This is a genomic window from Paenibacillus kyungheensis, assembly GCF_028606985.1.
GTDB classification, from domain to species: Bacteria; Bacillota; Bacilli; order Paenibacillales; family Paenibacillaceae; genus Saccharibacillus; species Saccharibacillus kyungheensis.
In genome coordinates this window covers 2,821,690-2,835,787 of the sequence record NZ_CP117416.1, presented here as the reverse complement: position 1 = coordinate 2,835,787, position 14,098 = coordinate 2,821,690, and the positions used below count along the sequence as shown (strand labels likewise).

The following is a 14,098-nucleotide window of genomic DNA, read 5'->3' as shown; positions in this document are numbered from 1 at the left end:
ATACTTATGCTGCTATACAAGGGGTAAGCAACAACGTTAATGTATCGCAATTCACTATTTCAGAGGAGCTGATGATGAAGTGTTCAAGTCCATCAAAAAAGTAGTGCTAGGCGCAAGTATGGTGTTGTTAGTAACCACAGGTATTCAGTGGAATACTTCTCAAGCGGTAGCTGCAGAAACGCAATATTATGTATCCACCAGTGGTAGTGATTCTAATGCAGGAACATTGAATGCTCCATGGAAAACACTACAACACGCCGCGGATGTAGCTACAGCGGGAAGTACTGTTTATATTCGTGGAGGTACCTATAATCAGAAGCTGAAAATTACCAAATCAGGCTCTTCTACAGGAGCGATCACGTTTAGCAACTATGCTTCTGAAAAACCTATCATTGATGGAACGGGATTAAGTGTTACAGGATTAGAAGGATTAATTGATATTCAAAATGCCGATTACATTACTATTCAAGGGTTAGAACTTAGCAATTATAAAACAGCGACTAAAGATTTGCTACCAATTGGTATCTATGTTCATGGCAAAGGAAGCAATATTAAGATCCTTAATAATAAGATCCATGATATCAAAAGTACAGCTACACCTACATCTACATCAAGTGGAGACATCTGGTTAGGACGGGATGCTCATGGTATCGCTGTCTATGGAACCCAAGCTCCAGCTTCCATCAATAATCTAACAATTAGCGGAAATGAATTGTATAATTTAGTATTGGGTACAAGTGAAGCATTAGTTGTAAACGGGAATGTAGATACATTTTCAATCCTCAATAATACGATCCATGATGCCGACAACATTGGGATTGATGTGATTGGATTCGAAGGCAAGTCTCCAACCGTTGCTTACGATCAAGCTCGTAATGGATTGATTCAAGGTAATAAAGTGTATAATATTACGTCTAATAATAATGTATCTTATGGCCCTGTACCGAATAATACCAATTCTGCAGATGGTATTTATGTAGATGGTGGAAAAGATACAATCATTGAGCGTAACTACAGTTACAATAACGATATCGGTATCGAAATTGCTTCTGAGCATGCAGGCAAAGCAACTGACAACATTACAGTTCGTAGCAATATGGTCTACAAAAACCGCTTAACAGGTATTGCGATGGGTGGATATGATACAGGTCGTGGTTCAACCACTAACTCCAAAATCGTGAATAACACGCTGTACAAAAACGATACCTTAGGTGACGATAATGGACAATTATTAGTACAATACGATACTTCTAATAACGTTATCAAAAACAATATTATGGTAGCTGGTTCTTCGAATGCTTTGATCACAAATCCATATACCAAAAATTCAGGCAACGTAGTTGAATACAATTTGTACTTTGCTTCAGGTAGTAGTGATTCTACATTTTGGATTTGGAAAAACAAAGAGTACAATGGATTTGCGGCTTACAAGTCAGGATCAGGTAATGATGCTCATTCCATCTTCGCAGATCCTAAGTTTGTAGATGTAAGTGCAGATAATTATCATATTCAGACAACTTCACCTGCTGTAGATAAAGGATCAACGGATACAGCGATTATCGGAACTGCTGATATTGATGGGCAAAATCGAGTATCGGGTAGTGCAGTGAATATTGGAGCCGATGAGTAATTAGTATACCTAGTACCTATGATGTATCAATAGCAAAAAAGCGACTATCCGATATAAAGAATATATTCGGATAGTCGCTTTTTTTAATAATGATTATATCTTTTTCACACTATTATTTTGTTTTAAAATAAATGTCTCTATCTAGGTCTGCAAGAAGTGTAGAGTGTATAGGTGTCCAATCCAGTTGCTGTTGCGTCATTTGACTTGAAGCGGGAATATCAATAGAAGTGAAATGAGCCAACCAGCCAAAATGTGCTTTTGCTTCAGTAAGAGGGATACTGATAACAGGTAATTCTAGATGTTGACCAATCATTGTCGCGATATCTTTTAATAAAATCCCTTCTTCTCCAACAGCATGTAACATAGAACCGGCTGTAGCTTTTTCGAGAGCTAAGCGATACAAATGTACGGCATCCAAACGATGAACCGCAGGCCAATGATTATGACCTTCTTCGATATAAGCAGATACTCCTTTACTTTGAGCGATACGAATTAAAGTAGGAATAAACCCGTCATTATCTCCCTCACCATGAACTGACGGTGGAAGTCTAATTACAGATACCCGTACACCTTGTGCAGACAGTGATAAAGCTAATTGTTCAGAAGCAGAGCGATGTTTGGTCATCGAATGTTGATCTGGAGAAGAATGTTCAGTAGCGAGCTCATTAGATGCAAGGTGTCCGATCACCGATGTGACTACAAATGGTCGATTGGTTCCAGCCAGTTCATTACCCATCGTTTCAATTGCAAGCCGATCTATTTCTCCGGCAGAGGTCACATCTGAAAAGTCATGAATAAATGCAGCATGAATCACACCATCTGTTGCAGCTACACCTTGTCGTAGACTTTCCAAATCTGTTAAAGAACCACGTTGTACTGTAGCTCCCCATTCGATAAGTTTGGTTGCCGATTCATCTGAACGAGCAAGACCAAGTACTTCATGTCCGGCTTCGATTAATTCCTGCACGATAGCTGATCCGATAAATCCAGTTGCACCTGTTACAAAAATACGCATAATTAATTTCCTCCTAAAATGAGATAGAATAATGACCCTAATCATCCGCTATCTCTATACTATTTTCTTGTTGATACAAGATTACATTTAGTATAGCTTTTGCGTTATGGCGATCATTGTCTATTCCATTTCACTTTTTGCCTATTTCTACAAATAATCCTTTCACAACTATTATCTATCCATCTATTTCTTTGGCGACACAAAAATGCTCACAGTTATTACACTATGAGCGTTAAAAGTAGCAATTATTATTTTCTATCTTTATAAATGAGTTGCGAAAGTATTTCTGCTTATTAGGTTTATACTATTAAGCGGTTCATTTGTTAATTCGTTAAGATACTAAGTCATTCTACCATTTGTGGGTTCTGTCGTAATTTTGCTATGTCTCGACTTGGTGGATTTCCAAAAAATCGACTATAATCCCGGCTAAATTGCGAATCGCTTATGTAGCCGACCAATCGACATGCGGTATTTGCATCTAATGCATTGGCTAACATAAGACGTCTTGCTTCATGCAATCGCAATGTTTTTTGGTATTGTAACGGACTCATTGAAGTCACAGATTTGAAATGTACATGAAAGGAAGAAGGGCTCATATGAGCTAGTTCTGCTAATTCAGCAACTTTTATCGGTTGTGAAAAGTGCTCTCGAAGCCAATCTATCACTTTAGCAATTCGTTGCACTTCGACCTCGCCAAAGCCTGTTTCAGCAATAGATACTCCAATAGGACTGCGTAATACGCGTATCATAATTTCCTCTAAGATCAATGGTGCAATGGTTGTACGATCTTCTTCATTTTGCAGACATTCTAATAAGCGAATAGCGGCATTTATCATACTGACATCAGTATCTGCGATATGCCCTTTCGTTTGTTGACGTACTGGAGAAAGCCCCACTGGACGCAATTTCAATACCAGTTCACTCAATTTCTGCGGATCCAATTCTAATTTAATGCCCAAATAAGGGTGAGAAAGACTAGTCTCTGTAATCTGTATATCTAATGGTAACGCGATTGGTAGCAAGATCATATGTGATTTGCCGAAAGAGAATATATTATTTTCTATCGTAATCGCTTTGGCTCCTTGAGCAACAATAATCAGAGAAGTTGAAAAAAAGGTTTTGATTGTATCTGGAGTGATATAAGAGTAACGACTGACATGCAGTCCAGGGATATGTTTGCTTAAATCTACTGTTCCCTCATGCGGTGCAAGAGTAGAGATTATATGTGCTAATTTGGAAGTTTCTATATCCAGTGCATGGGTATGTAGATCTGAAGATACAACAGATGTATCTGGGTCTTTTATTTTCATATCAATCTTCAACTCCTTACGTATAGCGTATTCCGAATTCTATTATATAGTGGTACCCTTTATTATACATACTCTTAAAGTGATGTGTATTTTTTTGTATTTAAAATGATATGGAGATCGAAAAGCACAATGTTTGCGAACGATATAAACCTATGATTTATGGGGTAATATCGTATAATATAGCCCTTAAAAAAACAGCGTATAATATAAATTATACGCTGTTTTTGTTAGAATCTATTAAAAGTAATCCAGTCGACCACTATTGTGTGTTAAATCGTGTGATTTTTTCGTTTTATTTAACATTAAATCCCATATGTGAAATGCTCGAAAACTCTACAAATTTGCAAGACTCCATAATTATCATTATGTAAACTAATAATCCAAGCTATTTTTACATTTTACAGACGACTAATTTCAATCCAATTCATTGTCTCTTGTTAGGATCATCTTCACAAAGGGGTAGCGTCAGGAAAATGCGGATTTACAACGCTAAGCACATTTTCGAGACGATTCCCCCATTTTTAACAACGTTAAGAAAATTTCAATGGTCTTAAAGAATCTAACGAGACCATTTTCTCGGAATTAAAATGGTATTCTCCTAGCAAATTAATATGTTCCCAACCTAGAGGCGACATATGGTGCAATAATTCTTCATTAAAACTACTAGCCTGTTTTTGATATTCAACTGCTTTTGTTAGGTGTAAGGTATTCCATATACTGATGGCATTAATGATTATGTTTAAGGCACTGGCCCTTTGCAATTGATGTTGTATAGTCCGTTCCCTAAGCTCACCTTGTTTTCCGAAGAAAATAGCTCTTGCTAATCCATTCATGGCTTCTCCTTTATTCAATCCTCTTTGTATTTTTCTTCTTAATGATTCATCCGATATATAATTCAAAATAAAGATCGTTTTTTCTATTCGGCCCATCTCACGTAAGGCCGAAGCCAAGCTGTTTTGTCTTGAATAGGAACCTAGTTTCCCCATAATAAGGGATGCTGAAACTGTTCCCTCTCTTATAGAATGAGCTAATCGCAAAACATCCTCATAATTTTCTTTAATGACCTTTGTATTTATTTGTCCACGTAAAATGGCTTCTAATTTTGGATATTCACTTGCTTTATCTATTGTAAATAATTTTGAGTCTGATAAATCTCTTATTCTAGGAGCAAATTTAAATCCTAATAAATGAGTCAGTCCGAATATTTGGTCTGTGTAACCGGCCGTGTCTGTATAATGCTCTTCTATATTTAGATCCGTCTCATGGTGCAACAATCCATCCAAAACATGAATCGCATCCCTTGAATTTGTATGAATAATCTTTGTGTAGTAAGAAGAGAATTGATCACTAGTAAAACGGTAGATGGTGGCTCCTTTTCCAGTCCCGTAATGTGGGTTTGCATCTGCATGAAGTGATGAAACACCTAGCTGCATTCTCATACCATCTGATGAGGATGTTGTACCGTCGCCCCAATTGGAGGACAACTGTAATTTATGATGGAAATTTACTAATATGGCTTGGGCTTTATTCATTGCATCTTCATACATACGCCATTGAGATACATTGGCTAGTTGCTTATATGTAAGTCCGGGTGTGGCCTCGGCCATCTTGCTCAAGCCAATATTCATACCCATTCCTAAAAGGGCAGCCATGATAATGATTGTTTCTTCCTTATCTGGTTTTCGATTATTGGAAGCATGAGTGAATTGCTCATGAAATCCTGTTATATGAGCCACATCCATGAGTAAATCAGTTAACTTTATTCTTGGTAGTATCTGATAGAGGCTTGCGCTAAATTTTTTTGCTTCTTCTGGAACATCTTTTTCTAAGCGTGCAAGTGACAGTTTTCCTTTTTCAAGAGAAACTCCATCTAGCTTGTTGAAATTGGCAGCTAACCACTTTAACCTTTCATTAAGGCTTCTAGTTCTCTCTGTTATATAATCTTCAAATGATAAACTAACTGATAATCTCGTATTCCCCTTCGATTGATTCCATGTATCTTCCGAAAACAAATATTCCTCAAAATCCCTATATTGTCTGCTGCCCACAATGGAAACATCTCCTGCCCGAACATGCTCCCGAAGTTCTGTTAAAACAGCCATTTCATAGTAATGACGATTAATTGTTGTACCATCATCCTCGTATAAATGCTTTTTCCATCGTTTTGAAATAAAATCCACAGGTGAGTCGTCAGGCACTTTTCGCTTTCCGGATTCGTTCATTCCTCGGATAATCTCAACAGCCTGTAAAAGTGGCTCATTTGCTTTTGTAGAATGAAATTCCAATACTCTTAATAGCGTTGGCGTATATTTTCTTAGTGAATAAAACCGTTTTTGCAGTAAGTCCAAATAATCATAGTCGGCAGGACGTGCAAGCTCCTGAGCCTCTTCTACTGAAGAGACAAAGGTATTCCATTCAATAACCGATTCTAAAACCTTAAAAACATCTAATTTTTCCTCTTTTGCTTTAATTAATGCTTGTCCGATGTTCGTAAAGTGTATAACTTTCTCATTTATCTTTTTACCATTTTGTTTCTGGATTTCCTCTTGAGCCTTACGACCTTTTGATAACAAACTAAGTATTTGCCTATCATGAATTTCAAACGCTTTATCCGTTAGCTCCTGAGTAAGTTGTAATAAATAGACGGTTAATATCGAATAACGTTTATTTTCTTGAAAGTCACGGAATGCATACGGCTCGTATCTTGAACCTAAGCGAGACAGCTGCAACAGGCGGTTGCGGTGCAAATGACTAATTTGTACCGTTTCCAATTCCATTCCTCGTATATATTCGAGTCGTTCTATTACTTTTAGAAATGTTTCGGGTGAAGGATGACCCGGTGGTTCCTTTAACCAACCCAATATCGTTTTATTAGATTCAGATGGATGCTGCGAAGTAATAATCTCTTCAAGCTTTTCTTTTTGCTCATTTGTAAGAGATTTACTAACTGTATTAAATAGCTTCTTTTCAGCCATCGCCCTTGCTTCCCACACCATTCTTTCAAGTGTAGTGATAGCAGGCAGTATAATTTTGTTTTTTCTTAGAAAATCTATGCATTCATGCAGTAGATGAATGGGATCACCATTTTCCAAAGCTAATTGATGAAGGTACTTAAATGTCATTCGATATTCACTCAGGGTAAAAGTTACAAAGTCGTATTCACTTCGAATTTCTTTCAAATGATCCCAAAGTGTATTTTCCCTTTGAGGATAATGACCAAGCGAGGATGGACTAGCACCAATCTGTTTCGATATATATTGTATGACCGAATCTGGGATGCTTTTGATATGAGTGTATGGCCAACCGGGATACCGAAGAACAGCTAATTGAACGGCAAACCCTAAACGGTTTTCTTCCCTCCTTCGCTTATTAACTATTTCTAAATCACGTTTGGAAAAAGTGAAGTAGGTCCCCAATATCCATTCATCTTCAGGGATTTGCATAAAAGACTGTCTCTGTTCCGGTGTAAGCAATTCTCTACCTCTCGCAATTTTCATTCAGTATCATCCCATTTCTGTATTTTTCAATTTATTAGTTCAATTATATATCAATAGAGTGTACTCTATTGATACAAGTGTAGTAGACAGATAAAATCATAGTAGGGAGTGTCTCATAAGACTTGTATCAAAAACGAGGTGGTATGATGCGAAAAATCGGTTATATACGTGTCAGTTCAACTAGCCAGAATCCTTCAAGGCAATTTCAGCAATTGAACGAAATCGGAATGGATATCATTTTTGAAGAAAAAGTTTCTGGAGCAACAAAGGATCGTGAGCAACTTCAAAAAATGTTAGAGGATTTACAGGAAGGTGACATTATTTATGTTACAGACTTAACTCGGATCACTCGAAGTACGCAGAATTTATTTGAAATGATTGATTTAATACGCAGTAAAATGGCAAACTTAAAATCACTCAAGGATACATGGTTAGATTTATCAGAAGATAATCCATACAGCCAATTCTTAATTACGGTAATGGCTGGCGTTAACCAATTAGAGCGAGATCTTATTCGTATGCGTCAGCGTGAAGGGATTGAGCTAGCAAAGAAAGAAGGAAAGTTTAAAGGTCGATTAAAGAAATATCATAAAAATCACGCAGGTATGAATTATGCAGTTAAACTATATAAAGAAGGAGGAATGACTGTAAATCAAATTTGTGAAATTACAAATGTATCTAGAGCTTCTTTATATAGAAAATTATCTGAAACATGAAAAGGATTAAAGAATTAAAGGATTATAGGAGTATTAAGGGCTTTACCTTATGGTAAGCCCTTAATTTGAAGAATTACTTCTTAACAATCAAGACAGGAATTTCGGACCGGTGTAACACCCCTTGAGCAACACTGCCCACCAATACTCGATCAAAAACACCTCTTCCATGACTACCCAATATAATAAGATCTACTTCCTCTGTTTGGGCAACATGACAAATGGTTTGACTTTGGTGACTTATTTGATGATTATATTCAAGACGATCCTTCCAAGGTTGAAGGACTCCTTCCATAATTTTCTTTTCAATATGTTTACTAAGTTCTTTTTCGTATCGATCCACTGCTTCAGTTGCAAAATCATAGGCGTAATTTTCTTTAACCGTGACGTAAAGCACAACACCTGTTGCATTTGGCCAAGCTTCCAAGAACTCCCCTGTCATTCTTGCGGCATGTTCAGAATAAGCCGAACCATCAGTAGGAAATAATATTTTATTCATTTAAGAAACCTCCTGATTTACAATTAATTACATTGTGAAGTATGTGATAACAGATAACAAAACAGATGTAATAGCCATTGCTAGAAGTGGTCTTAACGCTTTCGTTCTAAGGTCTTTTAGACTAACATTTAAACCTAATCCAATCATAGCCATAGTTAGGATAAAGGAAGTGAAGAAAGAGATGCTATTCATGACACTAGTTGGGACGGTAATCAAATGACCAAGGACATAACTTCCAAATAAGCTCATGATAATAAAACCTATGAGAAACCATGGAAATTCAATTTTAGCATCAGAATCTGATTCAACTTTATTTTTTCGTTTCATCCAGTACATAAGAATAAAACTAAGTGGAACGAGTAAGAAAACACGACCTAGTTTCGCTAACAAAGCAATAGCAAGTGCATCTGGACCAGCAGGCGCTCCTGCTAAGGCAACATGAGCAATTTCGTGTAGACCTACACCTGACCAAACACCGTATTGAAGGTCTGTCAAAGGGAGAAACGGACGTAAGATAGTGTATGTTATGGCGAAAATGGTACCAACTAAAGCAATTATACCTGCCCCAATAGCAGTATCTTCATCCTTTGCTTTCAAAATGGGTGAAACGGCTGCAATTGCAGCAGCGCCACACACCCCTGTTCCAATTCCTAATAACAAGGATAAGGAAGAATTCGCTTTGAATAGTTTTGCAAGCAACATTGTAAGAAGGATTGAAAAAACGATGGTTCCAACATCTCTTGCAAGCAAACCTAACCCTTGATGAAAAACAACATCAATGTTTAGTTTTAACCCAAAAAGGATAATAGCAAGCCTTAACAACCTTTTGGCAGAGAATTGGATTCCAGTACGGAATTTCTCAGGATATCCCCAAATTTGTCGATAAACTACTGCAATGATGATTGCACAGGCGAGCTGACCAACATGATCTAACCCGGGTATTTGTGATAATCCAAAACCAACTAATGCAATAATAAAGGTAAATCCAACACCACCGAACCAAAGTCCTCTCGAGGATGATTTTTTATGTTTTGCTAATGATGTATTCATTTTAACAACTCCTATATTTGCTTCCTTGTATTAAGAGTATATTTGTTTTGATAATAAGTAAAATAGATTATAATTATAGCTGTAATATAAAATTACTTATCATTGAAGTTTCTTAGACCCCATTTTATTCTAAGGAGGAAGACTCATAATGGATCAATCTTTACTTGTATTTACTACAGTTGCAGAACAAAAGAACTTTACTCGAGCAGCTGAACTTCTCCATATGACACAACCAGCAGTCAGCAATTATATACAAACGTTAGAAAAAAACATGGGGATAAAATTGTTAGAGAGGACAAACAAATATGTTCGACTTAGCAAGGCTGGAGAAATAGTATTTCATCACGCCAAGGACATCTTAGGTCTCTATACTCGAATGGAAAGACTCATTGATGATTTAAAACATACTGCAAGTGGTCCTCTTTCTATTGGTGCAAGTTATACTTTCGGAGAATACATTCTTCCTCATAAAATTGCCAGTTTGCTTAAATCCTATCCATTATTAAATCCAATCATTACTATAAAAAATTCTAATGAAATTATAGATTTAATAAAGAAACACGAGGTAGATGTTGGGATAATCGAAGGAGAGGCTAATAATGAAAATATAAAGGTTATACCATTTTCTTTTGACGAGTTATCAATTACAGTCCCTTCAAATCACCATTTAGCAGAACAAAAGGAAATAGACCCCTTGTTATTAAACCTAGAGACTTGGTTAGTTCGTGAAGAAGGTTCTGGAACGAGAGAAATGCAAGAAAAGGGATTTAAACAATTGGGGTTTTCTCCGAAGAAGTATATGACATTTGGGAGTACGCAAGTTATTAAGGAATCTATTGAAGCTGGTCTAGGAATTTCTATACTCTCACACGCGTCAATAAAAAACGAACTAGAACTTGGTAAAGTGAAGTTACTTGATATAAATGGGTTTCCAATCTCACGAAATTTTTCACTTATAACTCCAAGAGTTGAATTTTATACAAAAGCAATCGAGATATTTATTGAATCCTTAGTTATAGAATGAAATCCAGTCAATTGTGAATAACGAGGTGAAAAGCAAGCCCTATCAACGTGGAACAAGTTCATCCAATGTCAGATAAAATAAATACCAATCCTCCACGTATCGTTGTTAAAATCGGGTTATTAATCTTGGGAGTGATCTTAGCGTTGTAAATCCGCATTTTCCTGACGCTACCCCACAAAGAAGATTGCAAAAATTAACTCCATCTAGAGGATGATATTTTGTAGTTCATAATTCATCCTCTGAGCCGATTTGGAAAAGAGGGGATTGTATTATGATATAAAAAAGAAAAAACTATTTTGCTGGATCTTCTTATAAGAATGTTGTTTTGTGTCGACATAAATATAAAGTGTGCAGAAGGAGATGGATAGACAATGAGTCATATCTATAATGCAGAGAATCAATATAACGATCAACAACAAGAGATATCGGATAAAATCATCTGGTTATTTACCCCTTTGATGAATAATGAATTTGCAGAGGTAGAAGAGTTCAGTAATCAAGAAGATATGGATTCGGAAGAAAAGCAACGAGTAGAAGAAGAATTGGAGTATTTGAACTCATGGGAGCGCGTTTTGGAAATTATATAATCATTACAACTAAATGAATAACAGGAAATGCGAAATCCTATACACATAAACGTTATTTATTTAGCTGTCTCTATTAGCTTTTGTTTTTTGTATATTAGTTTACATAATAAATAATACGTAAACTAATATGGATGTTGCTATTTTACATATTACTGCACTTCATATGATTCATCAATCACAAGCTATAGATTAGGGTAATAAGCAAGAAGACATACTTCATTATTGTCTGTTTTTATACATGTATACAATCTAGCTGTAAAAGCTAATCAAATGATATTTTTAAAGGAGGATATAATTATGGGATTTAATTTAGGTGGAATGGGCGATCTTAAAGGAATGATTGAAAAAGCGAAAACACCAGGTGGTTTGATGGAAATAGCTAAAAATTTACCATTAGATCAAATTGTACAAAAACTTCCATTGGACAAATTACTTACTCCTGAATTTATGCAAAAACATACTCCATTTCAATCGATTGGAGAACTGTTGCAAAAAGCAGGCGTTGGATCTCCTACAGATTCGGCAGATAAAGTAAAAGAAGTACCGCAAGGTCAACTAGATAACCAGGTGAAAGAAAGTACTTCTTTCGGTTCGATGCAACAGTTGATTCAAAAAGCAGTAGAATTTTACAATTCTCGTCAAGCCGGTGGGAAGTAAGTAGTAAATATAACATGCGACCACAAAATTTCATTTATAATGTAGTAGGAGAATGTGAAATATAAACATTCTCTTTTTTTGTGATTAATAGTTTACATAATTATTATTATGTTAATTTATAAAAAAATATAAAATTCGTATTTACGTTATTAATTAACATAATATATACAAGTTTATTTTAAAATAACAAATCAATACGTATCATATCCATATGTACAATATCTATATTTATAAATAAATTCTTTATACTTCACTACCGAAATGGAGAGAATTACCATGCCTATTTTTGCGATAACATCATATAATAGACCACAAGCTTAATGATAAAGGGAAGTTGTTATGAAAGAGGTGATTGTTGTGAGTCATATTACAGTAGAAGAAGCGATGACTGTAGGAGCTTTAACTCGTGCAACAATAATTGCCGGGCAAAGCGGTATACGTAATCCTATTGAACATGTCACTGTGCTTGAAATACCAGATGCTGAAGAATGGTTTAAAGGAAATGAACTTATTATTACTGCTTTTTATCATATTAAAGATGATGAACAATTGCAGCTTGCTTTATTAGAGAAAATGAAGCATACTCATGCGTCTGCGCTAGCGCTTTGCTATCCAGGATTACATTATAGAGAGCTCTCTGAAAAAGTGCTTCAACGTGCTGATGAACTACAAATTCCTATTATCGAGATTCCTCGTGATGTACCTTATATTGATATTATTTCTCCTGTTGTTCAAGAAATTCAAAAAAATCGTTCACAAGAAATTAAACAAATGCTCGAAATTCAAAATCGTTTGACTGAATGGTTAGCACTCCAATTCGATTATCATACGATTATTTACAATATCGGTGAAATTTTAGATGACTCTCTGCTGTTACTTGATAATAATTTCAAACAATTAGCGAGTTATCACACAGATTTATTTTATAGCGAAAAAGAACTTCAATCTGCGCTAGAATCAGCTTTTGCCCGCCAACAACAATCAGTCCATTCTTCCAATTCTTTTGTACTTTCCGAAACAGAACAGTATACTCATATCGTAGAAACGATTTATTCAACTCATAAAGTATATGGTTATTTATGTGTGTTAAGCCAGGAAAGATTACCACCTTTCAAAGAGATGCTGTATCATTCTGTAGCAGTTAGTCTAGCTTTATATTTCTCACAAGAAGAAGCTATTCAAAATGTGACCAAAAACTATCAGCAGACGATGATTATTAACTGGTTAAATGGACAAGATATTTCTCCGGGACATCTCGAAAAAAATAGCAAAGAAACAGGATATGATCTATCACAAATGGGTGGTATTGCTGTAGTCGCTGCTGTCGATCATGCAGATCACCATATGCTTATATATGAAATAGAACGTAATTGCGCTTCTTCTAAACAACATGATGTGATGATTATTCCTGACGGATATCAGTGTATTTTGCTATTACCTCGATGTACAGATCACAAGCAATTTCAAGAACAATACTATCAGTTATTTCAGAAATGGCGTCAATCAAGTTCGGTTCCTCTTTATATAGCCTATCATCAAGCACAAAAAAGTATTTTGGAAGAAGGAGTGTCTTTGTACAAAGAATTACGGCATATTTTGCATTTTAAAGAAAAAATGCCAGCGTTACCGTATATACTATATGCTCCTTATTTGCCTTTATTCACTTTGATACGTTCTGAAAATATACAGAATATGTTCGATTCACTAACACGTCTATTAGAACCTTTGGTGGAATATGATTGTAAAGTAAACGCTGATTTTTTGATTACATTGGAATACTTTTTATTTTATCCTGACCAACAAGAATTACCAGATATTTTGCATATTCATCGTAATACGCTAAACTATCGAAAACAACGTATTATAGAAATTTTACAAGTAAATCCTTTTGAGAATCCATATCGCCTACAATTTGAGCTCGCTATCTTACTTTATAAAATGTAACAACAGATGATTTAACTATAAATAAAAGAAATAAATTATAAAAACTACCGCTATTGTGGTAGTTTTTTTGTCATTAATGTGTCAAATTGGTCAGTTGAACAATAAAATAAGCATTATTTTGGTGAACCTCATTATTCGCAATAGAGAATGAATACATTAAGATATGAGAATA

Annotated in this window: 11 protein-coding genes; 6 read left to right on the top strand and 5 right to left on the bottom strand. The window is 35.5% G+C overall.

All coding sequences use genetic code 11. The features are described from left to right. Nucleotides 1–118 precede the first annotated feature (118 nt). Nucleotides 119–1,630, top strand: a complete 1,512-nt coding sequence (locus tag PQ456_RS12030; RefSeq protein ID WP_273616309.1) for a right-handed parallel beta-helix repeat-containing protein — start codon at nt 119–121, stop codon at nt 1,628–1,630. Between the two features lie 112 nt (nt 1,631–1,742). On the opposite strand, the gene PQ456_RS12025 is transcribed toward PQ456_RS12030, so the two are convergent. From PQ456_RS12025 to PQ456_RS12015, 3 genes are all read right to left on the bottom strand, one after another. Continuing rightward, on the bottom strand, nt 1,743–2,645 hold the full coding sequence (locus PQ456_RS12025) for an SDR family oxidoreductase (protein WP_273612494.1): 903 nt from the start codon (nt 2,643–2,645) through the stop codon (nt 1,743–1,745). A gap of 344 nt (nt 2,646–2,989) precedes the next feature. Then, entirely contained in the window at nt 2,990–3,955 is a 966-nt protein-coding gene (locus PQ456_RS12020; protein WP_273612493.1) for an AraC family transcriptional regulator, read from the bottom strand. 530 nt (nt 3,956–4,485) lie between these two features. Further along, nucleotides 4,486–7,452 (bottom strand): Tn3 family transposase, encoded by a 2,967-nt coding sequence (locus PQ456_RS12015; RefSeq protein WP_273612492.1) that lies wholly within the window; start codon nt 7,450–7,452, stop codon nt 4,486–4,488. Between the two features lie 146 nt (nt 7,453–7,598). On the opposite strand from PQ456_RS12015, the gene PQ456_RS12010 reads away from it, so the two are divergent. Further along, entirely contained in the window at nt 7,599–8,168 is a 570-nt protein-coding gene (locus tag PQ456_RS12010; RefSeq protein ID WP_017815735.1) for a recombinase family protein, read from the top strand. 73 nt (nt 8,169–8,241) lie between these two features. Here the strand turns inward: PQ456_RS12010 and PQ456_RS12005 are convergent, their stop codons facing one another. Both PQ456_RS12005 and PQ456_RS12000 read right to left on the bottom strand, forming a co-directional pair. Beyond that, nucleotides 8,242–8,664 (bottom strand): universal stress protein, encoded by a 423-nt coding sequence (locus PQ456_RS12005; RefSeq protein WP_017815736.1) that lies wholly within the window; start codon nt 8,662–8,664, stop codon nt 8,242–8,244. A gap of 27 nt (nt 8,665–8,691) precedes the next feature. Then, the gene (locus tag PQ456_RS12000) at nt 8,692–9,714 is read right to left on the bottom strand and encodes a YeiH family protein (protein WP_017815737.1); all 1,023 of its coding nucleotides are present in this window, start codon (nt 9,712–9,714) and stop codon (nt 8,692–8,694) included. A gap of 148 nt (nt 9,715–9,862) precedes the next feature. Between PQ456_RS12000 and PQ456_RS11995 the strand changes: the two genes are divergently transcribed. The 4 genes from PQ456_RS11995 (at nt 9,863) to PQ456_RS11980 (ending at nt 13,926) form a co-directional block, all read left to right on the top strand. Next, nucleotides 9,863–10,738: a LysR family transcriptional regulator gene (locus tag PQ456_RS11995; protein ID WP_273612491.1), complete on the top strand. Its 876-nt coding sequence runs from the start codon at nt 9,863–9,865 to the stop codon at nt 10,736–10,738. Between the two features lie 371 nt (nt 10,739–11,109). Continuing rightward, nucleotides 11,110–11,325, top strand: a complete 216-nt coding sequence (locus PQ456_RS11990; RefSeq protein ID WP_273612490.1) for a hypothetical protein — start codon at nt 11,110–11,112, stop codon at nt 11,323–11,325. Nucleotides 11,326–11,622: 297 nt separating this feature from the next. Next, nucleotides 11,623–11,982: a hypothetical protein gene (locus tag PQ456_RS11985; RefSeq protein ID WP_273612489.1), complete on the top strand. Its 360-nt coding sequence runs from the start codon at nt 11,623–11,625 to the stop codon at nt 11,980–11,982. A gap of 339 nt (nt 11,983–12,321) precedes the next feature. Next, on the top strand, nt 12,322–13,926 hold the full coding sequence (locus PQ456_RS11980) for a PucR family transcriptional regulator (protein ID WP_273612488.1): 1,605 nt from the start codon (nt 12,322–12,324) through the stop codon (nt 13,924–13,926). Nucleotides 13,927–14,098: the final 172 nt, after the last annotated feature.

Bases quoted from the DNA above. Each gene is read 5' to 3' on its own strand.
- PQ456_RS12025 (WP_273612494.1), bottom strand. From the start codon at position 2,645: ATGCGTATTTTTGTAACAGGTGCAACTGGATTTATCGGATCAGCTATC.
- PQ456_RS11995 (WP_273612491.1), top strand. From the start codon at position 9,863: ATGGATCAATCTTTACTTGTATTTACTACAGTTGCAGAACAAAAGAAC.
- PQ456_RS12005 (WP_017815736.1), bottom strand. From the start codon at position 8,664: ATGAATAAAATATTATTTCCTACTGATGGTTCGGCTTATTCTGAACAT.
- PQ456_RS12030 (WP_273616309.1), top strand. From the start codon at position 119: ATGGTGTTGTTAGTAACCACAGGTATTCAGTGGAATACTTCTCAAGCG.
- PQ456_RS12010 (WP_017815735.1), top strand. From the start codon at position 7,599: ATGCGAAAAATCGGTTATATACGTGTCAGTTCAACTAGCCAGAATCCT.
- PQ456_RS12015 (WP_273612492.1), bottom strand. From the start codon at position 7,452: ATGAAAATTGCGAGAGGTAGAGAATTGCTTACACCGGAACAGAGACAG.
- PQ456_RS11985 (WP_273612489.1), top strand. From the start codon at position 11,623: ATGGGATTTAATTTAGGTGGAATGGGCGATCTTAAAGGAATGATTGAA.
- PQ456_RS12020 (WP_273612493.1), bottom strand. From the start codon at position 3,955: ATGAAAATAAAAGACCCAGATACATCTGTTGTATCTTCAGATCTACAT.
- PQ456_RS12000 (WP_017815737.1), bottom strand. From the start codon at position 9,714: ATGAATACATCATTAGCAAAACATAAAAAATCATCCTCGAGAGGACTT.
- PQ456_RS11980 (WP_273612488.1), top strand. From the start codon at position 12,322: ATGAAAGAGGTGATTGTTGTGAGTCATATTACAGTAGAAGAAGCGATG.
- PQ456_RS11990 (WP_273612490.1), top strand. From the start codon at position 11,110: ATGAGTCATATCTATAATGCAGAGAATCAATATAACGATCAACAACAA.